Origin of the sequence: Nocardioides ginsengisoli (assembly GCF_039537225.1) — a bacterium.
Lineage (GTDB): Bacteria > Actinomycetota > Actinomycetes > Propionibacteriales > Nocardioidaceae > Nocardioides > Nocardioides ginsengisoli.
The window spans coordinates 25,692-50,010 of sequence record NZ_BAABAC010000043.1 but is presented as its reverse complement, the minus strand read 5'-3'; the positions used below and the strand labels follow the sequence as shown (position 1 = coordinate 50,010).

Here is a 24,319-nt window from a genome sequence, read left to right as displayed (position 1 = left end):
ATTTTGCGGGCTGGTTTCTGCCGGGTCGGCTTCAGGCGAGGTAGACCTTCCGCAGCCGCGTCCGGATCTCCCACTCGGTCCGCTCCCCCTCGACCAGCCGCACCAGCGACCCGGGCCGGAGCTCCAGCACCTCGCCGTCGGCGAAGCGAACCGTCCCCTCCCCCTCGAGTACGACGAACACCTCGTCCGCCTCCACATCCCGCACCACGCCCGGCGTGATCTCCCAGATCCCCAGCTCGACGCCCCGGAAGGCCTCCAGCTCGACCACCCCGACCGTGGGCGTCCCGGCGACGACGTCCGTCGCCGGCTCGTGGGGCACCTCGACGCCCAGCGCGTCCACGATCCGCTCGCCCATCCGCTCGTCCGTCTCGTCGATCTCGTCCATCCGCTCCTCCATCGGTGCCTCCATCGATCGCACGACCCTCACCCCGCCAGTGCGCTGGCGAGATCCCGCTCCCCACCCCGCCGCAGTACGACGGCGACGAGCGCCAGCGCCCCCAGGGTGAGCAGCAGCATCAGCGTGGAGACGGCGGCCACCTCCGGGCGCGGCCCGGTCCGCAGCGTGCCGAACAGGTAGACCGGCCACGACGTAGAGCCCGGCAGCGCCACGAAGGACGACACCACCGTGTTGTCGAGGCTGAGCGTGAACGCCATCAGCGCGCCGGCCAGGATGCTCGGCTTCGCCATGGGCAGGGTGACCTGGCGGAAGCGGTTCCAGGGGGTGGCGTACAGGTCGGCGGCGGCCTCCTCGATCGCGGCGTCCATGCCGGCCATCCGGGCGCGGACCATGAACGTCACGGTCGCCAGCGCCACCGACGTGTGGACGACGACGAGGCGCACCAGTCCGTTGTTCAGCAGCGGCACGTGGCCGTCGGTGCCGAGCGTGACGAACCACGGCAGGATCGAGATCGCGTCGATGATCTCCGGCGTGACCAGGGTGATCGCGAGCAGGGCGGTCAGGCCGAGCGCCCACCGGCTCCTGACCCGCGCCAGGACGACGCCGCCCACCGTGCCCAGCGCCGTCGCCAGGACGGCGGCGAGCACGCCCGACAGCAGCGAGATCCGTACGGCGTCGCGGATGGTCGCGTTGTGGACCGCGTTGCGGTAGGCGTCGAACCCGAACCCGTGCCACGAGCCGAGCAGCCGCCCGTCGTTGAACGAGTAGATGACGATCACCACGATCGGCGCGAACAGGAACGCGAACACCGCGAGCCCGAGCAGCCAGAAGGCCACGCCCACCGGGTCCCGCCGCCGCCGTACGGCGGTGCCGACGACACCAGCAGCGCTCATGCCGCCACCCCTTCCGGCCCGGCTCCGTCGAGCGCGGAGACGTCAGGCTCGACGGCGTCGAGATCGATCCGCCGCCGGTACCGCACGAGTCCCCGCACCGCGAGGAACACCAGCCCGACGACCACCACCGTCGCGATGATGAAGCCCATCAGCACGAACGCCATCGCCGCGCCGAGCGCCCAGTTCTGCGCGCTCTCGAACTGCTGCGCGACCATCTGCCCGACCATGTTGCCGCGCGCCCCACCGAGCACGGACGGCGTGATGTAGTCGCCCATCAGCGGGATGAACACCAGCAGGCAGCCGGCGGCGAGGCCGGGCAGCGCGTCCGGGAGGGTGACCGAGAAGAAGGTCCGCCAGCGTCCGGCGCCGAGGTCGCGGGCGGCCTCGCGCTGGGCAGGATCGGTCCGCTCGAAGGCGACGTACAGCGGCAGGATCATCAGCGGCAGGTAGTTGTAGACCACGCCGAGCTGGACGGCGCCGCGGGTGTAGAGCACCGACAGCGGGCCGTCGATGAGCTGGAGCTGCTGCAGCACGTGCGACAGGAAGCCGTTCGGCGCGAGCACGATCTGCCAGCCGATGGTGCGCACCAGGAAGCTGGTCCAGTAGGGCACGAGCACCAGCGCGACGAGCAGGCCGCGGACCTTGGGGCTGGTGCGGACGGCCATCCAGTACGCGAAGGGCACCCCGATCAGCAGGCACAGCGCGGTGCCGACCCCGGCAATCTCGAGGGTGTTCCAGAAGGTGTGCAGGAAGGTGCCGGTGAGGGCCTCGCCGTACCGCCCGAGCGAGAGGTGCTCGTTCGACACCGGTGAGAACAGGCCGGGCTTGTCGCCGAAGCTGTACCAGGCGACCAGCCCCAGCGGGATGAACACGAAGAACAGCAGCCACGCCCACACCGGGAACGACGTCCACGAGCCACGCCCGCCGCCACGCCCGCCGCCACGCCCGCCGCCACGTCCGCTGCCACGTCCGCTCATGCGCCCGCCACCGCCTTCACCTCGTTGAGGATGTCGACCAGCGTCGCCTGCGCCTCGGTGAGGACGCCGGCGGTCAGCCGGTTCATCACCTCCGCGGGCGGGAAGACCAGGTCGACCATGTCGACGTCGCGCCGGACGGCGAGCTCCCGCTGCCCCTTCAGGCCGGTCGGATAGCCGTTGTAGTCCATGTCGCGGTAGCCGACCTCCGGCTCGAGCATGAAGTTGATCCATGCATGGGCGTTGTCGGGGTGCTGGCAGCCGGCGGCGATGGCCCAGGTGTCCATCCAGAGGTTCGCGGTCGGCGTCGGGTACACGAACCGCCAGTGCTCGTAGTCGCTCTCGCCGATGCCGAGCCGCGCGTCGCCGTTGTAGCACTGCATCAGCGCGAAGTCGCGCTGGACGATGTTCTGCGACGGGTCCGAGCTGAAGTTGCGGATCCGCTTCGCGAAGTCCTTCACCAGGAATCGCCGCGCCTCCGCGAGCACCGCGCGGTCGGTGGTGTTGAGGTCGTGCCCGTGCGAGGCCAGGTAGATCCCCGCCACCTCGAACGGGTCGTCGAGCACCGACACCGCGCCCTTCGCCTCGTCGCCGGCCGCTGCGACGAAGTCGGCCCACGAGGTCATCGGCCGCTTGATCCGCGCCCGGTCGTAGATGAAGCCGGTGGTGCCGATGGTCTTGGCGATCACGTAGCGGTTGTGCGGGTCCCAGGTGCGACTGTGCGCGTCGGCCTCGAGGTTCGCGAAGTTCGGGATCAGCGACAGGTCGAGCGGCGCGAGCATCCCGTTCGCGACCATCTGCGGCACATAGCTGCCGGTCGGGACGACGATGTCGTAGCCGCTCGTGCCGCGCGCGGTGCCGAGCTTGGCGATCATCTCCTCGTTGGACGCGAAGGCGTCCAGCTGCACGGTGTAGCCGTGCTCCTTGCCGAACCGCTTGATGTTCTCGGGGTCGTCGTAGTCGCCCCACGAGTAGATGTTGAGCCGGCTCTCCGGGCTGCCGTCGGGCGCCGCCGTCGGCGCATAGCTACGGCGTCCGCAGCCGGCGAGCGCGCCGACCCCGACGACGGTCGCTCCCCCGAGCAGGGCGCGCCGGCTCAGCCGCGGTACGGCGGCGCGCGGCGCGAGGACCCTCAACGCTGCGCCCCGGCGGGGAAGACGAGCACCGACTCGGGCGCCCACGAGCACCACACGTGGTCGCCCGCGCGGACGTCGGCGGCGTCGCGCAGCGGCGTGCGGGCGAAGATCTCCTGCCCGTCCGAGCCGATGACGACGTACTGGATCTCGCCGCCCAGGAAGGACGTCCCGGCCAGCCGGCCGGCGATCTTGTTCGTCGGCTGAGCGGGCTCGTCGGCGCTCACCCGGACCGCCTCGGCGCGCAGGGCGAGCCGCAGCCCGTCGCCCACGCCGTACGACGTGAGCGCCCCAGGCAGCGGCGAGAACCGCGTGGCCGCGCTCTCGGCGACACCGCCGTCGTGCAGCGTCGCGTCGGCGAAGTTCTGGGTGCCGACGAAGGACGCGACGAAGGCACTGCCGGGCCGCTCGTAGATCTCCTGCGGCGAGCCGACCTGCTCGATCCGGCCGCTCCTCATGACGACGATCCGGTCGCTCATCACGAGCGCCTCGCCCTGGTCGTGGGTGACGAAGACGAAGGCGATGCCGACCTCGCGCTGCAGCAGCTTGAGCTCGACCTGCATCTTCTCGCGCAGCTGCCGGTCGAGCGCCGAGAGCGGCTCGTCGAGGAGCAGCACGTCGGGCCGGTTGACGATCGCGCGGGCGATGGCGACGCGCTGCTGCTGGCCGCCGGAGAGCTTGCGGGGCGGGCGGTCGGCGTACTCCTCCATCCGCACCAGGCGCAGCGCCTCCTTGACCCGGCTGGCGATCTCGCCCCGCGGGGTCTTGCGCTGGCGCAGCCCGTAGGCGACGTTCTGCGCGACGCTCATGTGCGGGAAGAGCGCATAGGCCTGGAAGACCGTGTTGACGGTACGGCGGTGCGGCGGCACGCCCACCACCGACGTCCCGCCGAGCAGGATGTCGCCGGCGTCCGGCTCCTCGAAGCCGCCGATCATCCGCAGCAGCGTGGTCTTGCCGCAGCCGGACGGGCCGAGCAGCGACAGGAACTCGCCCTGCGCGATGTCGAGGTCGACGCCGTCGACGGCGCGCTGGGCGCCGAACTCCTTGACGATGCCCCGCAGCGAGACGACGGGCGACGTCGTGGTGGCCGGCGCGGTGGCCGGGTCGGTGATGGTCACGAGTCGAACCCCAGTCCCATGGCGTCGAGCGAGCGCAGCCACAGATTGCGGCGCCCGGCGTGGTGGTCCGCACGGTCGAGCGACCAGCGGGTGGCGTTGATGCCGATCGACGCGACCGGCTCCGGCGGGAAGGGCAGCGGCTTGCGCCGGACCATCTCCAGCCGGGTGCGCTCGGTGTCGAGGCCGGCGAGCCGGTCGAGCATCACCTCGGCGGCGAACCGGGTCGCGCCGACGCCGAGGCCGGTGAAGCCGGCCGCGTGCGCGACCCGCCCCTGCAGCGCGAGCCCGAAGAAGGCGCAGAACCGCGTCGACGTGTCGATCGCGCCCGCCCACTGGTGGCTGAACCGGATCCCCTCGAGTTGCGGGAAGGTGGTGAGGAAGTGCTCGGCGAGGCGACGGTAGGTCTCCGGCCGCTGCTCGTACTCCGGGCGCATCTTGCGGCCGCAGTGGTAGATCGCGTCGTAGCCGCCCCACAGGATCCGGTTGTCGCGGCTGATCCGGTAGTAGTGGAACTGGTTGGCCATGTCGCCGACGCCCTGGCGGCCCTCCCAGCCGATCGACGCGAGCTGGTCGGCGGTGAGCGGCTCGGTCATCAGCGCGTAGTCGTAGACCGGGATCGTGTGCATCCGATAGCGCGCGAGCAGGCTCGGGAAGACGTTGGTCGCGAGCGCGACGCGCTGCGCCGACACGGTGCCGCGGGCGGTCGCGACCCGCACCGGGCCGGAGCGGCCGTCGCCGCTGATGCCCGTGGCGCGGGTGTGCTCGAAGATCTCGACGCCGAGCTCGGCGGCGACGCGGGCCAGCTCGACCGCGAGCTTGGCGGGGTGGACCATCGCTACGTCCGGGTCGAGGACGCCGGCGAGGTAGGTCGGGCTGTCGACCATCTTCCGCAGCTCCTCGGCCTCGATGACCTCGGCGCCGCTCGCCCGCAGCTCCGCGACCTGGTGCGGCTCGATCGCCACGTCCAGCTCGCCGGTGCGCTCGTAGTCGCAGTCGATGCCGAAGTCGCGGACGGTCTGCTCGATGGCGTCGAGGTTGGCGAGGCCGAGCCGCTCGAGCTCGTCGTACTCGCCGGGCCAGCGGGAGCGGCCGTTCTCCTCGCCGTGCGTGATGCTCGCCGCGCAGAAGCCGCCGTTGCGGCCGGACGCGGCCCAGCCGACCTGCTCCGCGTCGATCAGGACGACGCGCCGCTCCGGCCGGCGCTGCTTGGCGACGATCGCCGTCCACAGCCCGCAGTAGCCGCCGCCCACGACGAGCAGGTCGGTGTCGAGCGACCTGGTCAGGCTCGGGTACGTCGTCCGGCCGGGGACGTCCTCCAGCCAGAAGCAGGCGTCGCGGACCGACGCGAGGGCATGGTCGACCGCGGCCCGGGGAGCCGGCGTGCGCGAGAAGACGGTTCCGGGCGAGGAGGGGGGCACGCGTCCCACCCTCGCGAATCCGGTGGTGCGTGACTAGGGACGAAGTGTCACCAGTTCAGCGTGAATCGTTACGCTTCGTCACCATGCTGCCCACCCTGCGCGCGATCCTCGACTCCCCCGCCGTGCAGCAGGGCCGCCCGCAGCTGCTGTCCGGCCGGCGCCACCTCGACCGCGGCGTGCGCTGGGTGCACGTCGTCGAGATCACCGACCTCGCCCGGCTGCTCACCGGCGGCGAGCTGATCCTCTCGACCGGCCTGCCCCTCGTCGGCGACGGCGCCGAGTCTTTCGTGACCGGGCTGGTCGAGGCCGACGCCGCCGGCCTGGTCGTCGAGCTCGGCCCCGGCCTGCCCGCCATCCCCGACGCGGCGATCACCGCCGCGCGGGCCGTCGACTTCCCGCTGATCGCGCTGCACGCCGAGGTGCGCTTCGTCGACATCACCGAGGAGGTGCATCGCGCGATCGTCGCCGAGCAGTACGCCTTCGTCGACTTCGCCCGCTCCACCCACGAGACCTTCACCGCGCTCAGCCTCGAGAGCGCCGACGCGCTGCGGATCGTCACCGCCGCGGCCGACCTGTGCGGCCTCTCCGTGGTGCTCGAGGACCTCTCCCGACGGGTCCTCGCCTACGCCGCCCGCGGCCGTCCCGCCGCCCGGCTGCTGGCCCGCTGGGAGGAGCGGTCACGCCAGGCGGCGGCGCTCCCCGAGACCGGCGTGACCGGCCCGGAGGGCTGGATGACCACGCCGGTCGGTGGCCAGGGGCGCGCCTGGGCGCGGCTCGTCGTACCGGATCCGGGGAGCGGGCAGGACCTGCTCGCGATGGTCCTCGAACGCGCCGCCCAGGCGCTCGAGCTGGGCCGGATGGCCGAGCGCGACCGGGCCGGCCTGGTCACCTCCGCGCACGGCGGCCTGCTCACCGAGCTCTCCCTCGGCCGGATCGCCACCGAGGGCGAGGCCGCGGCCCGGGCCGGCGCGCTCGGACTCCCCGAGGCCGCGCTCTACCTGCCGCTCGTCGTCCATCGGCTCGACGCCGCCGCCGACGACCCGGTCGCGCGCCACGAGCGCACCCGGCGCGTGGTCGAGCAGGTCGTCGACGCCGCCGCCCGCACCCAGACCCCCGCCCTCGTCGGCAGCCTGCGCCTCGACCAGATCGGCGTCCTGGCGGCGATCGGCCGTGGCGACCCGGAGCAGCTGCTCGACCGGCTCACCGCCCCACTCGCCAACGACCTGGTGGTCGGCGTGGGCGAGCCGGCGGCCGGCGTCCTCGCCGCGGGGACGTCGCTCGCGCTCGCCGGCCACGTCGCCGAGGTCGCGGCCGCGCTGCGCCGCCCGGGACGGCGATGGTTCCGCAATGCCGACGTACGGCTGCACGGGCTGATCGCCCTGCTCCACGACGACCCGCGGGTGCAGGCGTTCACCGAGGCCGAGCTCGGCCCGCTGCTCGCCCACGACGGCGCACGCGGCACCGACCTCGTCGGCCTGCTGCGCCAGTACGTCGCCGCCGGCGGCAACAAGACCCGCCTCGCCGCCGCCACCCACCGCAGCCGCCCGGCGCTCTACAAGCAGCTCGCCCAGGTCGAGGACGTCCTCGGCGTCGACCTCACCGACCCCGACTCCTTCCTCGCCCTGGGCGTGGCGCTCCTCGCCTACGACCGCGGCCGCTAGCCGACCAGGCCTAGCTGACGCGGTCGATGATCAGCGGCTGCGGCGGGTACGACGTCCCGGTCGCGGCGATCTCGTAGCCGCCGTCGAGCGACGCGAGCGCCCGCTCGAACCGCTCCGGCGTGTCGGTGTGCAGGGTGAACAGCGGCTCGCCCGCCGTGACCTCGTCGCCCGGGCGGGCGTGCCAGACGACGCCGGCGCCGGCCTGCACCGGGTCCTCCTTGCGCTCGCGGCCGGCGCCGAGGCGCCAGGCGGCGATGCCGACGGAGAGCGCGTCGAGGCGGGTCAGGACGCCGTCGGAGGGCGCGGTGACCACGTGCTGCTCGCGCGCGACGGGCAGCGGGGCGGACGGGTCGCCGCCCTGGGCGGAGATCATCGCCCGCCAGGCGTCCATCGCGGAGCCGTCGGCGAGTTTCTCTGCCGGGTCGACGTCGTCGCGGCCGGCGCCGGCGAGCATCTCGCGGGCCAGGGCGAGGGTCAGCTCGACCACGTCGGCGGGGCCGCCGCCGGCGAGGACCTCGACCGACTCGGCGACCTCGATCGCGTTGCCGGCGGTGAACCCGAGCGGCACGGACATGTCGGTGAGCAGCGCGACCGTGCGGACGCCGGCGTCGGTGCCGAGCGCGACCATCACCTCGGCGAGCTCACGCGCCTTGTCGACGTCCTTCATGAAGGCGCCGCTGCCGACCTTGACGTCGAGCACCAGCGCGCCGGTGCCCTCGGCGATCTTCTTGCTCATGATCGACGACGCGATGAGCGGGATCGCCTCGACCGTCCCGGTGACGTCGCGCAGCGCGTAGAGCTTCTTGTCGGCGGGCGCCAGGCCGTCGCCGGCCGCGCAGATCACCGCGCCGATCGAGTCGAGCTGCGCCAGCATCTCCTCGTTGGAGAGCGCCGCCCGCCAGCCGGGGATCGACTCGAGCTTGTCGAGCGTGCCGCCGGTGTGGCCGAGGCCCCGCCCCGACAGCTGCGGTACGGCGACGCCGCAGGCCGCCACGAGCGGCGCCAGGGGCAGGGTGATCTTGTCGCCCACGCCGCCGGTCGAGTGCTTGTCGGCGGTAGGCCGCGACAGCGAGGAGAAGTCCATCCGCTCGCCGGACGCGATCATCGCGGCGGTCCAGTCGGCGATCTCGCGGCGGTCCATGCCGTTGAGCAGGATCGCCATCGCGAGCGACGACATCTGCTCGTCGGCGACGGCGCCGCGCGTGTAGGCGTCGACCATCCAGTCGATCTGACTGGTCGTCAGGGTGCGGCCGTCGCGCTTGGTGAGGATGACCTCGACGGCGTCGTGCGGGGCGGGCTGGTTGCTCACGGTGCGTTTGTACCAGCCTCGGCCACGTGTTCGAGGTCGTCGGGCCCGAACGCCTGCGGCAGGACGTCGTCCATGGTGAGCACGCCGCGGGGCGTCAGCACCTCCAGCGACGGCCCGCCGTTCTCCCACAGCAGCTGCCGGCAGCGCCCGCACGCCATGATCACCTCGCCCAGCCCGTTGACGCACACGAAGTGCGTCAGCCGGCCGCCGCCGCTGGCGTGCAACTGCGACACGAGCCCGCACTCGGCGCACAGCGTCACGCCGTACGCCGCGTTCTCGACGTTGCAGCCGACGACCAGCCGGCCGTCGTCGGCGAGCGCCGCGGCGCCCACCCGGTAGCCGGAGTACGGCGCGTAGGCGCGGGCGGCGATGTCGGTCGCCGCCTGCTTCAGGGAGTCCCAGTCGACCACCCGGTCACGCTAGCCGTCGCGGAGGCCGCACGCGAGGATCTTCCGCCGACGTCCGGGTGAACGAGAAATGTCCCAAGTTGATAACCGTTTCCACGAATGCGCTTCCCGTTCTGCGGTGCGTGGTCCAGGATGCACCCGAGTACCAGCACATCTCCCTGCCCCGGGAGCGGGGCGTCGACCTGGAGGACATTCTGTGAAGACCTGGAAGAAGACGTCGGCGGTCGCCGCCGTGGCGCTCGTGGCGAGCGCGACCCTGGCCGGCTGCGGCAGCGCGCCCGAGAAGAAGGCGGGGGCGAAGACCGACTTCCTGCCCTGCATGGTCTCCGACGCCGGTGGCTTCGACGACCACTCGTTCAACCAGCTGAGCTACGAGGGCTTCAAGGACGCCGCCAAGGAGCTCGGCGCCGACTCCAAGCAGTTCGAGTCGAAGACGGCCAACGACTACACCCCGGCGATCAACCAGTTCGTCAACCAGGGCTGCGACGCCATCGTCACCGTCGGCTTCGCGCTCTCCGCTGCCACCGTCGAGGCGGCCAAGGCCAACCCGAAGATCGACTTCATCCTGATCGACGACGCGGCCGACAACGACTTCAACGGCAAGAAGGACGCCGAGAACATCAAGCCGATCCTCTACAACACGGCGCAGGCGGCCTTCCTCGCCGGCTACGCGGCGGCCGACTACACCAAGACCGGCGTCGTCGGCACCTACGGCGGCCAGCCGTACCCGACCGTCACGATCTTCATGGACGGTTTCAAGCAGGGCATCGACTACTACAACAAGGAGAAGGGCAAGAAGGTCAAGCTCGTCGGCTGGGAGGGCAACAACAAGGGCGTCTTCACCGGTGGCTTCGACGCCAACGAGAAGGCGACCAACACCGCCAAGCAGATCCTCGACCAGAACGCCGACGTGATCCTGCCGGTCGGTGGCCCGATCTACCAGGGCGCGCTCACCGCGATCAAGGACTCGGGCAAGGACATCGCCCTGGTCGGCGTCGACGCCGACTTCTACGAGACCGACCCCAACACCCGCCCGCTGGTGCTCACGTCGATCCTGAAGAACATGAAGCAGTCGACCATGGAGGCCGTCCTGGCTGCCGGCAAGGGCAACTTCGACCCCAACTCCTACATCGGCACGCTCGAGAACAACGGCGTCGGCCTGGCTCCGTTCCACAACTTCGAGAGCAAGATCAACCCGGCGCTGCCCGGCGAGCTCGACAAGGTGAAGGCCGGCATCATCGACGGCTCCATCAAGGTCAACTCGTACCTCAACGCGCAGTGATCACCAGGCAGTAGCGACACCGCGCCCGCGGCGACGCAACGCCCGGGGGAGGTCGGCCACGCGGCCGACCTCCCCCGGACTGTCGTTACCGGCGTGTTCCGAACCATTCACTGGCATCTGGCCGTCACCTCGGAGAGGATCGCCATCATGACGCTCGAACTGCGGGGCATCACCAAGCGCTTCGGGTCGCTGGTCGCCAACGACCGCATCTCCCTGACCGTGAACCAGGGCGAGATCCTCGCTCTCCTCGGCGAGAACGGCGCCGGCAAGTCGACCCTGATGAACGTCCTCTACGGCCTCTACCAGGCCGACGAGGGCGAGATCCTCCTCGACGGCGAGCCGCTGAAGATGTCCGGCCCGGGCGACGCCATGGCCGCCGGCATCGGCATGGTCCACCAGCACTTCATGCTGGTCCCCGTCTTCACCGTCGCCGAGAACGTGATGCTCGGCAACGAGGCGACCGGCTTCGCCGGCACCCTCGACATCGACGCCGCCCGCGCCCGGGTGCGCGAGATCTCCGCGCGGTTCGGCTTCGACGTCGACCCCGACGCCCTCGTCGAGCACCTGCCCGTCGGCGTCCAGCAGCGCGTCGAGATCATCAAGGCGCTCTCCCGCGACGCCCGCATCCTCGTCTTCGACGAGCCCACCGCGGTGCTGACTCCGCAGGAGACCGACGAGCTGATGGAGATCATGCGTCAGCTCCGGGCGTCCGGCGCCGCCATCGTCTTCATCAGCCACAAGCTGCGCGAGGTCCGCGCGATCGCCGACCGGATCACCGTGATCCGTCGCGGCGCCGTCGTCGGCGAGGCCTCCCCCACCGCCACCAACGCCGAGCTGGCCGCGCTGATGGTCGGCCGCCCGGTCGAGCTGACCGTCCACAAGGACCCGGCCAAGCCCGGCGACGACGCGCTCGTCGTCCGCGACCTCAAGGTCACCGACGACACCGGCCACGTCCACCTCGACGGCATCAGCTTCTCCATCGCCCGTGGCGAGGTGCTCGGCGTCGCCGGCGTCCAGGGCAACGGCCAGACCGAGCTCACCGAGGCGATCATGGGCCTCGAGAGCCACGTGCACGGCTCGATCAAGCTCGAGGGCAAGGAGCTCGTCGGCCGCTCGGTGCGCCACGTGCTCGACGCCGGCGTCGGCTTCGTGCCCGAGGACCGTCAGGTCGACGGCCTGGTCGGCGGCTTCACCATCGCCGAGAACCTGATGCTCAACCGCAGCCACGGCAAGCCGTTCGTGTCGGCCGGCACGGTGCGCACCGGCTACCTGGAGGACTTCGCCCAGGAGAAGCTCGTCGAGTACGACGTACGCGCCTCCGGCATCCAGGCCCGCGCCGAGCAGCTCTCCGGCGGCAACCAGCAGAAGGTCGTCGTCGCCCGCGAGCTGTCGCGCGACCTGAGCCTCCTGGTCGCGGCCCAGCCGACCCGCGGCGTCGACGTCGGCTCCATCGAGTTCATCCACAAGCAGGTGGTCGCCACCCGGGATGCGGGCGTGCCCGTCCTCCTGGTGTCCACCGAGCTCGACGAGATCGTCGCCCTCTCCGACCGGATCATGGTCCTCTACCGCGGCCAGGTGGTCGGCATCGTGCCGGCCGACACCCCGCGCGAGACCCTCGGTCTGATGATGGCCGGCGAGCGACCGGAAGGGATCGGCGCGTGAGCACCAACGACGAGACCCAGGTGTCCGAGGAGCCCCAGGCCGCCCCGGACCCCGAGCCCCGCGAGCCCAGCCGCTGGCACGGCGTGCTGCGCGAGATCGCGATGGGCAACGCGCTGGTCGCCGTCCTGTCGGTCCTGCTCGCGATGATCGTCGGCTCGTTGATGATCCTGCTGACCGACCCGACCGTGCGCGAGACCGCCGGCTACATCGGCGCCCGGCCCAGCGACTTCTTCTCGGCCGTCTGGACGTCGATCTCCGACGCCTACACGGCGCTCTTCCAGGGCTCGATCTACAACACCAACGTCGAGGGCTTCCAGGCCCGGATCCGGCCGCTGTCCGACACGCTGACCTTCGCGGCGCCGCTGATCCTCGCCGGTCTCGGCGTCGGCCTGGCGTTCCGCGCCGGCATGTTCAACATCGGTGGCCGCGGCCAGATGCTGCTGGCCGGCGCGGCCGCGGGCTGGGTCGGCATCGGCATCGACCTGCCGCTCGTCGTCCACCTGCCGCTGGCCATCCTGGCCGGCGCCGTCGCGGGCGCGCTGTGGGCCGGCATCGCCGGCTTCCTCAAGGCGCAGAGCGGCGCGCACGAGGTGATCGTGACGATCATGCTCAACTACGTCGGCTACTACCTGGTCTTCTACGCGCTCTCCAAGCAGGGGCTGCTCCAGGCGCCCGGCTCGCTCAACCCGAAGTCGAAGCCGATGCCCGACTCGGTGATCCTGCCCAAGCTGCTCGGCGACACCTTCAGCCTCCACGCCGGCTTCCTCATCGCGCTGGCCGCGGTCGCCTTCGTGTGGTGGCTGCTCAACAAGTCGGCGATGGGCTTCCGGTTCCGCGCCGTCGGCGAGAACCCGTCGGCCGCCCGGGCGTCCGGCATCGACGTGGGCCGCACCTACATCACGGTGATGCTCATCGCCGGTGCACTGGTCGGCCTGGCCGGCGTCAACCAGATCCTCGGCACGTCGACCAGCGGCGTGACCGTCGACCTCGACGCCGGCATCGGCTTCGACGCGATCACGGTCGCCCTGCTCGGCCGGTCGCGGCCGCTCGGCATCCTCGCCGCGGGCCTGCTGTTCGGCGCGCTGAAGGCGGGCGGCTTCTCGATGGCCGCGGCCCAGGGCATCCCGGTCGAGATCGTGCTGGTCATCCAGTCCCTCATCGTCCTGTTCATCGCCGCTCCCCCGCTGGTGCGGGCGATCTTCCGACTCCCGAAGGAGGCGACGGCGTGAGCACCACCACCGAGAAGGTCCCGGTCCCCGTCGCGGGCGAACCCGACGTCATCCCGCTGCGTACGGCGATCAAGGCGCCGATCATGCTCGGCATCGTCACGCTGGCGGTCGCGCTGCTCGTCGCGCTGAAGGCGCGCTCCGGCGACACCGGATTCCGGCTCGCCGTCGACACCGACTTCTTCAACCTGCCCGAGATCACGGTGCCCTCGACCGCCACGGTCACGACCGTCGTGGTGCTGCTCGCGGCGCTCACCGCCGCGTCGGCCCTCCTGGTCAGCCGCGGACGCCGGACGCCGCTGTGGCTGATCGCGCTCTTCGCCGTCCTCGCCATGATCGGCTTCCTCGCGTGGGCCGCAGCCGGTCAGAGCGTGCCCGTGATCGGGCTGCTGGGCGGCTCGATCGCCCTCGCCGTACCGCTGGTGTTCGGGGCGCTCGGCGGCGTGCTCGGCGAGCGCGCGGGCGTCGTCAACATCGCGATCGAGGGCCAGCTGCTGTTCGGCGCCTTCGCCGCGGCCATGTTCGGCACCCTCGTCGGCTCGCCGTGGGGCGGCCTCGTCGCCGCGATGCTCGCCGGCATGCTGGTCGCGCTGGTGCTGGCATTCTTCGCGATCAACTACTTCGTCGACCAGGTCATCGTCGGCGTCGTCCTCAACGTGCTCGTCGTCGGCATCACCAGCTTCCTGTTCAGCCAGGTGATGGCCGACAACCCCGACAAGCTCAACGCGCCCGACCACTTCTCCCGGATCGCGATCCCGGTGCTCGGCCAGATCCCGGTCATCGGCCCGGTGCTCTTCCGGCAGACGATCCTCGTCTACCTGATGTACGTCGCCGTCGGCGTCACCGCCTGGGCGCTCTACCGCACCAAGTGGGGCCTGCGCGTGCGCGCGGTCGGCGAGCACCCGAAGGCCGCCGACACCGTCGGCATCAAGGTCAACCGCACCCGCTACACCACGCTGCTCATCGCCGGCCTGATCGCCGGCGCCGGCGGTGCGACGTACACCCTGGTGGCGGTGCCGCAGTTCGGCCAGGAGATGACCGACGGCGCCGGCTATATCGCCCTCGCCGCCGTCATCTTCGGCCGCTGGGACCCGATCCGCGCCACCCTCGCCGCCCTGCTCTTCGGCTTCGCGACCAACCTGTCGGGCGTGCTGTCGGTCCTCGGCTCACCGGTGCCCAGCCAGTTCATGCTGATGCTGCCGTACGTCGTCACGATCGTCGCGGTCGCCGGTCTGGTCGGGGCGTCCCGCGCGCCGGCCGCCGACGGCGTCCCCTACCGCAAGGGCTGAGCGGCTCGGTCGACGAAGGTCTGTTCGACCGTCCGACCGGCGATTCGGCAGCGCCACGTGCTGGTGAGCTCCAGCTCGTGGTCGGTGGCAGGTGGCAGCAGGAAGGCGTCCTGCGCGACCAGCCGCCCGAAGCCGGGCGGCTGGAGCTGCTGGTGCACGAGGTCGTCGGTCAGGCTCGCGCCGTCGACCTGCAGGCGCAGCGTGCCGGTGAGCTCATCGGGCGAGCAGGTGCGCGCACCGCGGCGGAGCTCGTCGGGCCGAAGGAGGACGTCGCCGGTCGCGACCACCCAGGTCGTCCCGGGGCGCTTCTCGAACGCCCATCCGCGACCGGCCAGCCACGGAGACTCCCACAGGTCGTAGTCGCATCTGCGGCCGAGTGCGCGCGGCGCACCCGGCGGCCGGGTCGCGTCGTGACGACCGCAGGAGACGAGCGAACGGCGGGTGCTCGCGGTGTAGAGCCCCGCCGCCTCGCCCGTCACGCGCTTGCCCGCGGCGTCGACACTCTGGGCGACGCCGTCGAAGTCGACCTTCAGCGCAGGTGACCGCTTCGCATCAGCGCTCGTCGTCTCGACGTACGAGCGCGTCGTGACACGGGGGAGCTCCAGCGCGTGGGCCTCGCCGCCGAGCACCAGCGCGACCTTCGTCAACGCGGCCGGGTCGGCGCTCTTGCGCGAGGCGACCGGGGCGTTCCAGGGCACTCCGACACGGTCGTGGTAGGTGATCTCGACGGGGACGAAGGATCGGCCGTCATCGGCGCGGACGTCCTTGCCACCCACCACCTCGTCGCCCGGGATGGTCGTGACCGGCTCCCCCACGGTCAGCGTGAGCCGCCCCGTGGGCAGCTGGGCCCACAGCGTCCGGCCGGTGACGCTCCCCGGCCGGGCGTCGGCCACGACGCCCGCGTGGGGCGAGGAGCAGCCCGCGGCCAGGGTCGCCACGAGGGTCGCGACCGCGGCGGCGGCCCGTCCCCTCCGGAGGCTCCGGGACGTCTCAGAGGAGCGGGCGGACATCGTCGGTGTCGTTGAGATTGCGGTCCTCCACCTGCTTCTCGATCCCGCGATAGTGGTCGCTGATCTGGTCGTCGGTCATGCCGATCAGCCGCGCGGCCTGCTCCAGCTTGTCAGCCGCACCTTCGAGGTCCGCCGCCGTGCTCGTCAACAGCTGCGACGCGCGGGACTGCAGCGCGTCGTACTCGGTCCAGGCGCCGTCGGGCGCCACGCCCACGTCGGTGCCGCGGTGGAAGCCGTCGTTGACGGTGATGACCAGGTAGCGCTCGGCCTGCCGGAGGTCGCCGGCCACCGACGGCAGCCACAGCTCGGTGATCTCGGCGATCGCCCGCTTGTCCACCGTCAGGGGCTGGTGCGGGCTGAGCACCTCCCCCGCGGGGGCGCTGTTGAGCTCCGGGCGCGCCAGCTCACAGGCGCCGCTGTCGGCGAACCTCTTGAACTTCACCAGGAAGTCCTGGATGCCCTGCTCCTGGGTGCGGATCTCGCGGTTCAGGCGCTTGAGGGCGTCGTCCATGTGGGTGAAGACCTGGTCGGGATGGCTCGCCCCGAGCGGGAGGTCGGCGAAGTCGGTCTTCGCCTTCTTCGCGCCCTCCACCCCGGCGCCGATGACCGCGCCGGCGCTGATCACACCGAACAGCGCGGTCGAGCCGCCGAGGGTGGGCACCGCCGCGAGCGCCGCCGCCAGCGCACCCACGATGGTCAGCCCGAGCACCACCCCGGAGTCGGGACCGCCTGCGGGCCCCGACGACTCCATCGCCTTGAGCGCATCCTGCTGGAAGGTCAACAGGTCGTGCTCGGCCCGTCCCCACACCTCGCCCTGGGCGGTGCTCGCGACCGCCAGGGCGGCGAGCAGCCGGTCCTGGGCCTGGATCGTCGTACCGAGGTCGTTGACGTAGTAGTCGGCGAACATCTTCGCGTACTGGCCGGTCAGCTCACGAGCGCGGCTCCGGAGCCGCTCGAGGTCACCGGCGAGTCGGCTGTTGACGCTGCCGGCGTCGTCGCTCACCGACGTGGGGTTGGTCGGGTCGAAGTTGAGCTCCTTGGCTCCCCACGCGACGAGAGGGCCGGAGGTGTAGCGGCTCGGGAGGTCGCGCCACCGGGTGAACAGGTCGTCGATCTTCGGGCCCCACTTCTTGACGACGCCGGTCGCCTGCTCGACCCAGTTGTCCTTCGAGATGGAGGCGCCCGGGCCGACGCACTCGGTCGTGTACTGACCCGAGTAGGTGTCGACCTCGACCCGTGCCTGGGCATGGACGGGATCGCTCGGACTGCCGTCCGTCTCGAAGCTCCGCGACAGGCGGTAGTCGCCCTCCTCGGTCCATCCCAGGTGCATCAGCTCGGCCTTCGCGGCCGCCGCCGCGATCAGCCCGCTGAGGGAACCGACCGCACTGCCACCACCGCCACCACCAGAATCCAGCACCACATCTCCCGAGTCCGAGGCCGACTACCGACGCGAGCCGACTACCCGCTCCCCGCGCCGACAAACACCGTGTCAGCGCGTGCGGCGATGCACCCGGATCACGTTGTTCGCCCCGCGCACCTTCACCGCGGTGGCGCCCTTGCGGACCCGGACCAGGTTGTTGGCGCCGCGGACGACGACGCGCTTCAGGCGCGTGAGCACGACCCGGTTGTTGGAGCCACGGACCTTCACCAGGGCGCCCGAGCGCGCGGTCAGGTGGTTGTTGGCCGCGAGCAGTCGCGCGCGGCCGACGGCGCCGGCGACCGCGATCCGGTCGTTGCTGCCGGTCACGGTGATCGTCGACGCGCCGGCCAGGGTGACGACGACATTGCTGCCGGTGACGGTGACTTCGCTGCAGGCGCCGGTGAGCGCGTAGGTCTCGGTGCTCTCGGTGAGCACGACCGGTCCGTGCGAGCAGTCGACCTGGACCGCCGCGTGCGCCGGGGCGGGCGCGAGGGTGGTCGCGAGGGCGGTGGTGAGACCGGCCGCCAGGGCGGTGCCGGTCAGGGCGCGGGTGCGCAGGTTCATGGGGGGCTCCCTCCGAGTAAGGAGCCGCCACCCTACGACGACTGCGCGAGCGCGTTGACCGCCGCCCCGGCGAGCATCCGCGCACCGAACCCGACCGCGGCCTCGTCGGCCTGGAAGTCGCCCTGGTGGAGGTCGTAGCGCGGGCCGCCCGGCGTCCGCGTGCCGAGGCGGAACATCGCGCCGGGGACCTGCTCGAGATACCAGCCGAAGTCCTCGCCGCCGAGGCTCTGCTCGACCTCGGTGCGGTGGTGCAGGCCGAGCAGCTCGTCGGCGGCCGAGGCGATCATCGCGACGCTGAGCCGGTCGTTGACCACGGGCGGGACGCCCTGGAGGTAGTCGACGGACGCGGTCACGCCGTACGGGCGGACGATGTCGAGGACCGCCTCGCGGACGACGGCCTCGCACGACGCCCACGCCTCGGCGTCGAGGATGCGGACCGTACCGCTGGCGATGCCGTGGTCGGGGATCACGTTGGGCGCCGAGCCGGCGCGGAGCATGCCCCACACGACGCTGACGCCGGCGCGCGGGTCCATCCGCCGGCTGAGGACGGCGGGCAGCTCGCTGGTGATCTTGGCGAGCGCGAAGGTCAGGTCGCCGGTGAGGTGGGGGCGGGACGTGTGGCCGCCGTTGCCCTCGAGGCGGACGTCGATCCGGTCGGCCGCACTCGTGATCGGTCCGGAGCGCAGCCCGACCGCGCCCACGTCGACGGACGGGTCGCAGTGGAGCGCGAAGATCCGGTCGACGCCCTCGAGCGCGCCGTGGCTGATCAGGTGCATCGCCCCGCCGGGCATGACCTCCTCGGCGGGCTGGAACAGCAGCCGGATCCGCCCGTTGAGCAGGCCCTGGTCGTGGAGCCCCGCGAGCGCAAGGCCCGCGCCGACGAGCGAGGCGACGTGGACGTCGTGGCCGCACGCGTGGGCGACGCCGTCGACGGTGCTGCGCCACTGGTCGGTGGTGAGGTCCTCGACCGGCAGCGCGTCGAGGTCGGCACGCAGCGCGACCGTCGTCGTCCCCTGACCGAGGTCGGCCACGATGCCGCTGCGCGGCATTCGGGTGACCCGCCAGCCGGCCCGCTCGAGGACGGCGGCGACCCGGTCGCTGGTGCGCTGCTCGTGCCAGGACAGCTCGGGGTGGCGGTGGAGGTCGCGGCGCAGCTCCACCAGCTCGTCGTCGTACTTGTCGACGACGGAGGCGACCAGGCTCAGCAGGCCGAGGGCATCACGGCGTTCCACGGCCCCCAACCTACGCCGTACGGCGTGGCCGCGGGTGTCCGACCTCGGATCGGACACCCGCGGCGTCGCTCAGCGCAGGTACCGCACGACCTTGCCCGCCGGGACGTCGCCCGGCTGTCCGCTCAGCCCGGACAGCCCGTTCTCGCTCACGAACAGGCGCTTGCCGTCGACCTCGACCGCCGACGGGAAGGGCACCTGGAGGAAGGTCGAGCGCCTGCCCTTCGGCGAGATCCGGGTGACCTTGCCCGCGAAGAGCTCGCTGACGTAGACCGTCCCGTCGTCGGCGACGGCCACGCCGGTCGCGCTCACGAAGCCGGTCGCGATCCGCTTCGCCCGGTGCTTGACCGGGTTGATCTTGTAGACCGAGCCGGGGAACGAGCCGTCCTCCGGGCCGCCGGGCAGGCTGCTCACGAAGAGCTTGCCGTCGTGGACCTCGACGTCGGTCGGCACGCCCTCGACGGCGTACTGCTTGCCGATGGCGCACTCGGGGATCCCCGCCCCCGCTGCCATCTGCGGCGTGATCGTCACCGTCACCGGAGGCAGCAGCGCCACCGTGCTGACCCGGCCCTTGCGGATCTTGAAGACGGCGTTCGCCGCCGCGTCGGCGACGTACACGGTGCCGTCGTCGACCGCCGTGGCATACGGGTGCGACTCGACGCCGCCGTTGTAGGTGTTCGGCGGCGCCCCCTCGCCCGTCGGCCACGCCGTCGCGCACTCGGGGCTCAGCCCGAGCGGCCCGTAGGTGTAGATCTGGTCGGGGTTCTTGGCCGCCTCGAAGGCCCCGATGTCGGCTATCGCCCGGACTTTGCCGGCGGCGTTGCGCTTCATCACGCGGGCCCCGTCGACGAAGTAGACCGCCTTGCCGTCCGTCGAGATCGCCCCGACCTCGTTGCCCGGCGCGCCGGAGTAGATGACCTTCGCGGCCTTGCCCGGCCGCTTGACCAGGAGCTTGCCGGCGAAGTTCTCGCTGTAGAACACGTGCCCCTGGTCGTTGACCGCCACGCTCAGCGGCGACAGCAGCCCCTGCGCCACGGTCTTGCCGGCCGGCGGCGCGGCGGCCTCGGAGCTGGGCGTGAGCATCGCGCCGGTCACGGCGGTGGCGGCGCTCGCCGCGACGAGGACGCGGAGGGCGCGGGCGGTTCTCGGGATTCGGGAGGTTCGGGAGGTGTGAGACATGCGCTCGATGGTCACGCGGGATCTGCGGCGGCGTCCGGGCTTCGCAGGAAATTTTGCAATGGGTCTCCCGAGAGATCGGCGCGGATCCGATGAGCCTGCTTGATGCGATCCCCACCGACGATCGACCCGGCAGAAGTTTCCGCCGGGTCAGTGCATTTCGCGAGCCAGTCTGTGCCGGGTCGGCGCGTTTTGCGAGCCAGTTTGTGCCGGGTCGGCCCGCAGCTCACTCGGCGTCGTACGCCGCCAGCAGCCGATCCGCCGCCAGCGGAGCCGTCAGCTCCCCCGCCAGCACGCCGGCCCGCACCTCCGCCGACACCGCCTTCACGGCCGCGTTGTGCCGCAGCCGCTGATCCAGCTCGTCCCGCACGAGCGCCCACGTGAACTCCAGCTGCTGCTCGGCCCGCTTGCGCGCGATCCCGTCGTCGCCGAGGTGGGCGCGATGCATCAGCACCTGCTCCCACACCTCGTCGACCCGCGCCCCGGTGAGCCCGGAGCAGGTGACGACAGGCGGGGCCCACTCGGCGTGGCCGCGCACCATCCGCAGCGCGCCGGCGAGGTCGCGGGCGGCGACGCGCGCCTCCTGCTCGCGGGCGGGATCGGACGGGTCGGCCTTGTTGACGGCGATGACGTCGGCGAGCTCGAGGATGCCCTTCTTGATGCCCTGGAGTTGGTCGCCGGTCCGGGCGAGGGTGAGGAAGAGGAAGGTGTCGACCATGCCGGCGACGGTGACCTCCGACTGCCCGACGCCCACGGTCTCGACGAGGACGACGTCGTAGCCGCCGGCCTCGAGCACCGACATCGCCTGCGTCGTCGCGCGCGCGACGCCGCCGAGGGTGCCGGCGGAGGGCGAGGGCCGGATGAAGGCGTTCGGGTGGGCGGACAGGGTCGCCATCCGGGTCTTGTCGCCGAGGACCGAGCCGCCGGTGCGCACCGACGACGGGTCGACGGCGAGGACGCCGACCTTGTGCCCGGCGGCGGTGAGCAGGCCGCCGAGCGACTCGATGAAGGTCGACTTGCCGACGCCGGGGACCCCCGAGATCCCCACGCGTACGGCGGGCGCGCGGCCCGCCGCGTCGGCCGCGAGCGCGGTCAGCAGCTCGCGCGCCGCCTCGCGGTGCCGCGGAGCCGTCGACTCGACGAGCGTGATGGCCCGAGCCATCTGCGCACGTCGTCCGGCGCGCAGCCCCTCGAGAAGGGGCGCCACATCCATCAGCGATCCGACCGTCGGGGCCGTCAGTGGTCGAGCTCGGCGCGGAGCTTGGCCAGGAGGTCGAGCGCCGACTCCGCGATGACCGTGCCCGGGAGGAACACCGAGGCGGCGCCCATCTCCTTCAGGGTCGGGACGTCGTCGGGCGGGATCACGCCTCCGATGACGACCATGATGTCGTCGCGGCCCTGCTCGGCCAGCGCGGTCTTCAGCGCCGGGAGCAGGGTGAGGTGGCCGGCGGCCAGCGACGAGACTCCGACGATGTGGACGTCGGCGTCGATCGCCTGCTGCGCGACCTCCTCGGGCGTGGAGAACAGCGGGCCCACGTCGACGTCGAAGCCCATGTCGGCGAACGCCGAGACGATGACCTTCTGGCCGCGGTCGTGGCCGTCCTGGCCCATCTTGGCGACCAGGATGCGGGGACGCCGTCCCTCGGCCTCGGCGAACTCGTCGGTGGCCTCGCGCACCTGGGCGACCAGCGAGTCGCCGGCGCCGTCGTTGGCCAGGTTGGCCTCGTCGCGATACACGCCGCTGATGGTACGGATGACCGCCTGGTGGCGGCCGTAGACCTTCTCCAGCGCCTCGGAGATCTCGCCGACGGTGGCCTTCGACCGCGCGGCCGCGACGGCCAGGTCGAGCAGGTTGCCGTCGCCGGACTCGGCGGAGCGGGTCAGCGCGTGCAGGGCCGCCTCGACGTCTGCGCCGTTGCGCTCGGCGCGCAGCCGCTCGAGCTTGGCGATCTGCTGGCGATAGACCTCGTCGTTGTCGACCTTGAGGACCTCGAGCGGATCCTCGGCCGGCAGCCGGAAGGTGTTGACGCCGATGACCTTCTGGGCGCCGGAGTCGATCCGCGCCTGGGTGCGGGCGGCGGCCTCCTCGATGCGCATCTTCGGGATGCCCTGCTCGATCGCGGCGGCCATGCCGCCGGCGGCCTCGGCCTCCTGGATGTGCGCCCAGGCCCGCTCGGCGAGGTCGTGGGTGAGCTTCTCGACGTAGTAGGAGCCGGCCCACGGGTCGATCGTCTGGGTGGTGCCGCTCTCCTGCTGCAGCAGCAGCTGGGTGTTGCGGGCGATGCGCGCCGAGAAGTCGGTCGGCAGCGCGATCGCCTCGTCGAGGGCGTTGGTGTGCAGCGACTGGGTGTGGCCCTGGGTCGCGGCCATCGCCTCGATCGCCGTACGGCCGACGTTGTTGAAGACGTCCTGCGCGGTCAGCGACCAGCCGGAGGTCTGGGAGTGGGTGCGCAGCGACAGCGACTTGGGGTTCTGCGGGTCGAACTGGCGGACCAGCCGGCTCCACAGCGCCCGGGCCGCGCGCATCTTCGCGACCTCCATGTAGAAGTTCATGCCGATCGCCCAGAAGAACGACAGCCGCGGCGCGAACTGGTCGATCGTCAGGCCCGACTCGAGGCCGGCGCGGATGTACTCGACGCCGTCGGCCAGCGTGTACGCCAGCTCGAGGTCGGCGGTCGCTCCCGCCTCCTGCATGTGGTAGCCGGAGATCGAGATCGAGTTGAACCGCGGCATCCGCTGGCTGGTGAACGCGAAGATGTCGGAGATGATCCGCATCGACGGCGCCGGCGGGTAGATGTAGGTGTTGCGGACCATGAACTCCTTGAGGATGTCGTTCTGGATCGTCCCCGAGAGCTGCTCCGGCTTCACCCCCTGCTCCTCGGCCGCGGCGATGTAGAGCGCGAGCACCGGGAGGACCGCGCCGTTCATCGTCATCGACACCGACATCTGGTCGAGCGGGATGCCGTCGAACAGGGTCCGGGTGTCGTAGATGGAGTCGATCGCCACGCCCGCCATGCCGACGTCGCCGCGCACACGCGGGTGGTCGGAGTCGTAGCCGCGGTGGGTCGCCAGGTCGAAGGCGACCGACAGGCCCTTCTGGCCGGCCGCGAGGTTGCGGCGGTAGAAGGCGTTGGACTCCTCGGCGGTGGAGAAGCCGGCGTACTGCCGGATGGTCCACGGCTGGGTGGTGTACATGGTCGGGTAGGGACCGCGCAGGAACGGGCTCAGACCCGGGTAGGTGTCGAGCGCGTCGAGGCCGGCGATGTCGGCCGGCCCGTACGACGGCGCGATCTCGATGCCCTCGGGGCTCTTCCAGCCCTCCCCGGTCGGGACGTGCGGCGCGGCGTCCGCGGTCGTGTCGGAGGCCAGCGGGAGTCCCGCGAAGCTCTTCGGGATGCTCATGCCAGCTTCTCCCTCGTGCGGTTCAGGAAGGCGAGGGCGTCGACGCCCATCGCCGCGCCGTCGTCGACGTACTCCGTGGGCTTGCCGGCGACGATGACGTGGGTCGCGCCCGCGTCGCGCAGCGCGGACGCCGCGACGGCGCCCCACTCCTCGTAGGCGGCGTCGGTGCCGGCGAGGCACACGACGGAGGAGCGGCCCGACGCCTGGTAGGCCGCGACCAGCTCGTCGACGCCGGCGGTGGCGCCCGCGACCTCGACCGCGATGCCACCGGCGGCGAGCAGGTTGCTCACGAAGGTCGCGCGTGCGGTGTGCTGGGCGACAGTGCCGAGCGTGGCCAGGAAGACCGGCGTGGCGGCCGGCTCGTCACGCAGCGCCTCGAAGGAGGCGGCGTAGCGGCGGACCCGGTCGTTGAGCGGGTCGGCGGCACGCTCGGGGAGCGTCTCGGCGAGGTTGGGGAACTCGCTGACGCCGGTCAGCGGGCGCTTGCGGCGGGCGATGTCGGCCTCGCGCTTCTCGACGACGGCCGCGATCCGGGCGCGGAACGGGTCGAAGTCGTGGCCGCTCTCCCACTCCTGCTCGAGCCGCTGGAACTCGGCCCAGCCGGCGGCGGCGAGGTCGCCGGTGAGCTGCTCGACGGCGTAGGCGCCGCCGGCCGGGTCGGCCACGGCCGCGACGTGCGACTCGTCGATGAGCAGGTGGTTGACGTTGCGCGCGATCCGGCGGCCGAAGCCGTCGGGGCGGCCGTTGGC

21 protein-coding genes are annotated in these 24,319 nt (G+C 71.8%); 5 read left to right on the top strand and 16 right to left on the bottom strand.

The features are described 5' to 3' along the window. Window positions 1-31 precede the first annotated feature (31 nt). Genes AB4880_RS22770 through AB4880_RS22745 form a run of 6 tightly spaced genes read right to left on the bottom strand, consistent with a single transcriptional unit; the run spans window position 32 to window position 5,933 of the window. Window positions 32-409, bottom strand: coding sequence for a cupin domain-containing protein (locus AB4880_RS22770; protein WP_367921513.1), 378 nt, complete (start codon window positions 407-409; stop codon window positions 32-34). A 14-nt stretch (window positions 410-423) separates the two neighbouring features. Next, window positions 424-1,290, bottom strand: a complete 867-nt coding sequence (locus AB4880_RS22765; protein ID WP_367921512.1) for an ABC transporter permease — start codon at window positions 1,288-1,290, stop codon at window positions 424-426. Continuing rightward, window positions 1,287-2,267, bottom strand: coding sequence for an ABC transporter permease (locus AB4880_RS22760; protein ID WP_367921511.1), 981 nt, complete (start codon window positions 2,265-2,267; stop codon window positions 1,287-1,289). Before AB4880_RS22760 ends, AB4880_RS22765 begins: the two co-directional genes overlap by 4 nt. Then, entirely contained in the window at window positions 2,264-3,400 is a 1,137-nt protein-coding gene (locus AB4880_RS22755; RefSeq protein WP_367921510.1) for a polyamine ABC transporter substrate-binding protein, read from the bottom strand. Before AB4880_RS22755 ends, AB4880_RS22760 begins: the two co-directional genes overlap by 4 nt. Then, window positions 3,397-4,515: an ABC transporter ATP-binding protein gene (locus AB4880_RS22750; RefSeq protein ID WP_367921509.1), complete on the bottom strand. Its 1,119-nt coding sequence runs from the start codon at window positions 4,513-4,515 to the stop codon at window positions 3,397-3,399. The genes AB4880_RS22755 and AB4880_RS22750 overlap by 4 nt, the downstream gene beginning before the upstream one ends. Further along, window positions 4,512-5,933, bottom strand: a complete 1,422-nt coding sequence (locus tag AB4880_RS22745; RefSeq protein WP_367921508.1) for an NAD(P)/FAD-dependent oxidoreductase — start codon at window positions 5,931-5,933, stop codon at window positions 4,512-4,514. Before AB4880_RS22745 ends, AB4880_RS22750 begins: the two co-directional genes overlap by 4 nt. A gap of 83 nt (window positions 5,934-6,016) precedes the next feature. Here AB4880_RS22745 and AB4880_RS22740 point away from each other — a divergent pair, with 83 nt between their 5' ends. Further along, window positions 6,017-7,594 (top strand): PucR family transcriptional regulator, encoded by a 1,578-nt coding sequence (locus AB4880_RS22740; RefSeq protein ID WP_367921507.1) that lies wholly within the window; start codon window positions 6,017-6,019, stop codon window positions 7,592-7,594. 10 nt (window positions 7,595-7,604) lie between these two features. On the opposite strand, the gene AB4880_RS22735 is transcribed toward AB4880_RS22740, so the two are convergent. Next, window positions 7,605-8,903, bottom strand: coding sequence for a thymidine phosphorylase (locus AB4880_RS22735; RefSeq protein WP_367921506.1), 1,299 nt, complete (start codon window positions 8,901-8,903; stop codon window positions 7,605-7,607). Next, window positions 8,900-9,313, bottom strand: coding sequence for a cytidine deaminase (locus AB4880_RS22730; protein ID WP_367921505.1), 414 nt, complete (start codon window positions 9,311-9,313; stop codon window positions 8,900-8,902). The genes AB4880_RS22735 and AB4880_RS22730 overlap by 4 nt, the downstream gene beginning before the upstream one ends. A 193-nt stretch (window positions 9,314-9,506) precedes the next feature. On the opposite strand from AB4880_RS22730, the gene AB4880_RS22725 reads away from it, so the two are divergent. From AB4880_RS22725 to AB4880_RS22710, 4 genes are all read left to right on the top strand, one after another. Continuing rightward, window positions 9,507-10,592 carry a BMP family lipoprotein gene (locus AB4880_RS22725; protein WP_367921504.1) on the top strand — a complete coding sequence of 362 codons (1,086 nt, stop codon included), beginning with the start codon at window positions 9,507-9,509 and terminating at the stop codon, window positions 10,590-10,592. 147 nt (window positions 10,593-10,739) lie between these two features. After that, window positions 10,740-12,254 (top strand): ABC transporter ATP-binding protein, encoded by a 1,515-nt coding sequence (locus AB4880_RS22720; RefSeq protein ID WP_367921503.1) that lies wholly within the window; start codon window positions 10,740-10,742, stop codon window positions 12,252-12,254. Further along, on the top strand, window positions 12,251-13,483 hold the full coding sequence (locus AB4880_RS22715; protein WP_367921502.1) for an ABC transporter permease: 1,233 nt from the start codon (window positions 12,251-12,253) through the stop codon (window positions 13,481-13,483). The genes AB4880_RS22720 and AB4880_RS22715 overlap by 4 nt, the downstream gene beginning before the upstream one ends. Continuing rightward, window positions 13,480-14,769, top strand: coding sequence for an ABC transporter permease (locus tag AB4880_RS22710; protein ID WP_367921501.1), 1,290 nt, complete (start codon window positions 13,480-13,482; stop codon window positions 14,767-14,769). The genes AB4880_RS22715 and AB4880_RS22710 overlap by 4 nt, the downstream gene beginning before the upstream one ends. On the opposite strand, the gene AB4880_RS22705 is transcribed toward AB4880_RS22710, so the two are convergent. The 8 genes from AB4880_RS22705 to AB4880_RS22670 all read right to left on the bottom strand — a co-directional run. After that, the gene (locus AB4880_RS22705) at window positions 14,754-15,707 is read right to left on the bottom strand and encodes a hypothetical protein (protein WP_367921500.1); all 954 of its coding nucleotides are present in this window, start codon (window positions 15,705-15,707) and stop codon (window positions 14,754-14,756) included. The genes AB4880_RS22710 and AB4880_RS22705 overlap by 16 nt on opposite strands. A 52-nt stretch (window positions 15,708-15,759) precedes the next feature. After that, window positions 15,760-17,196 (bottom strand): hypothetical protein, encoded by a 1,437-nt coding sequence (locus AB4880_RS22700; RefSeq protein ID WP_367921499.1) that lies wholly within the window; start codon window positions 17,194-17,196, stop codon window positions 15,760-15,762. A 72-nt stretch (window positions 17,197-17,268) separates the two neighbouring features. Beyond that, a complete protein-coding gene (locus AB4880_RS22695) occupies window positions 17,269-17,763 on the bottom strand; it encodes a DUF3060 domain-containing protein (RefSeq protein ID WP_367921498.1) in 495 nt (164 codons plus the stop codon). 32 nt (window positions 17,764-17,795) lie between these two features. Next, window positions 17,796-18,995: an amidohydrolase gene (locus AB4880_RS22690; protein ID WP_367921497.1), complete on the bottom strand. Its 1,200-nt coding sequence runs from the start codon at window positions 18,993-18,995 to the stop codon at window positions 17,796-17,798. A gap of 69 nt (window positions 18,996-19,064) precedes the next feature. Beyond that, the gene (locus tag AB4880_RS22685; protein ID WP_367921496.1) at window positions 19,065-20,171 is read right to left on the bottom strand and encodes a ScyD/ScyE family protein; all 1,107 of its coding nucleotides are present in this window, start codon (window positions 20,169-20,171) and stop codon (window positions 19,065-19,067) included. A gap of 223 nt (window positions 20,172-20,394) precedes the next feature. Continuing rightward, window positions 20,395-21,381, bottom strand: coding sequence for a methylmalonyl Co-A mutase-associated GTPase MeaB (meaB, locus tag AB4880_RS22680; RefSeq protein ID WP_367921495.1), 987 nt, complete (start codon window positions 21,379-21,381; stop codon window positions 20,395-20,397). 23 nt (window positions 21,382-21,404) lie between these two features. Then, complete coding sequence (gene scpA, locus AB4880_RS22675; protein WP_367921494.1) at window positions 21,405-23,570, bottom strand: methylmalonyl-CoA mutase; 2,166 nt, start codon at window positions 23,568-23,570, stop codon at window positions 21,405-21,407. Then, the coding region (locus AB4880_RS22670) for a methylmalonyl-CoA mutase family protein (RefSeq protein WP_367921493.1) at window positions 23,567-24,319 on the bottom strand (753 nt) is incomplete at its 5' end. The genes scpA and AB4880_RS22670, both read right to left, overlap by 4 nt.

Excerpts from the sequence above, each read along its gene's own strand:
- AB4880_RS22770 (WP_367921513.1), bottom strand. The coding sequence starts at position 409 with ATGGAGGCACCGATGGAGGAGCGGATGGACGAGATCGACGAGACGGAC.
- AB4880_RS22765 (WP_367921512.1), bottom strand. The coding sequence starts at position 1,290 with ATGAGCGCTGCTGGTGTCGTCGGCACCGCCGTACGGCGGCGGCGGGAC.
- AB4880_RS22760 (WP_367921511.1), bottom strand. The coding sequence starts at position 2,267 with ATGAGCGGACGTGGCAGCGGACGTGGCGGCGGGCGTGGCGGCGGGCGT.
- AB4880_RS22740 (WP_367921507.1), top strand. The coding sequence starts at position 6,017 with ATGCTGCCCACCCTGCGCGCGATCCTCGACTCCCCCGCCGTGCAGCAG.
- AB4880_RS22720 (WP_367921503.1), top strand. The coding sequence starts at position 10,740 with ATGACGCTCGAACTGCGGGGCATCACCAAGCGCTTCGGGTCGCTGGTC.
- AB4880_RS22695 (WP_367921498.1), bottom strand. The coding sequence starts at position 17,763 with ATGAACCTGCGCACCCGCGCCCTGACCGGCACCGCCCTGGCGGCCGGT.
- AB4880_RS22685 (WP_367921496.1), bottom strand. The coding sequence starts at position 20,171 with ATGTCTCACACCTCCCGAACCTCCCGAATCCCGAGAACCGCCCGCGCC.
- meaB (WP_367921495.1), bottom strand. The coding sequence starts at position 21,381 with ATGGATGTGGCGCCCCTTCTCGAGGGGCTGCGCGCCGGACGACGTGCG.
- scpA (WP_367921494.1), bottom strand. The coding sequence starts at position 23,570 with ATGAGCATCCCGAAGAGCTTCGCGGGACTCCCGCTGGCCTCCGACACG.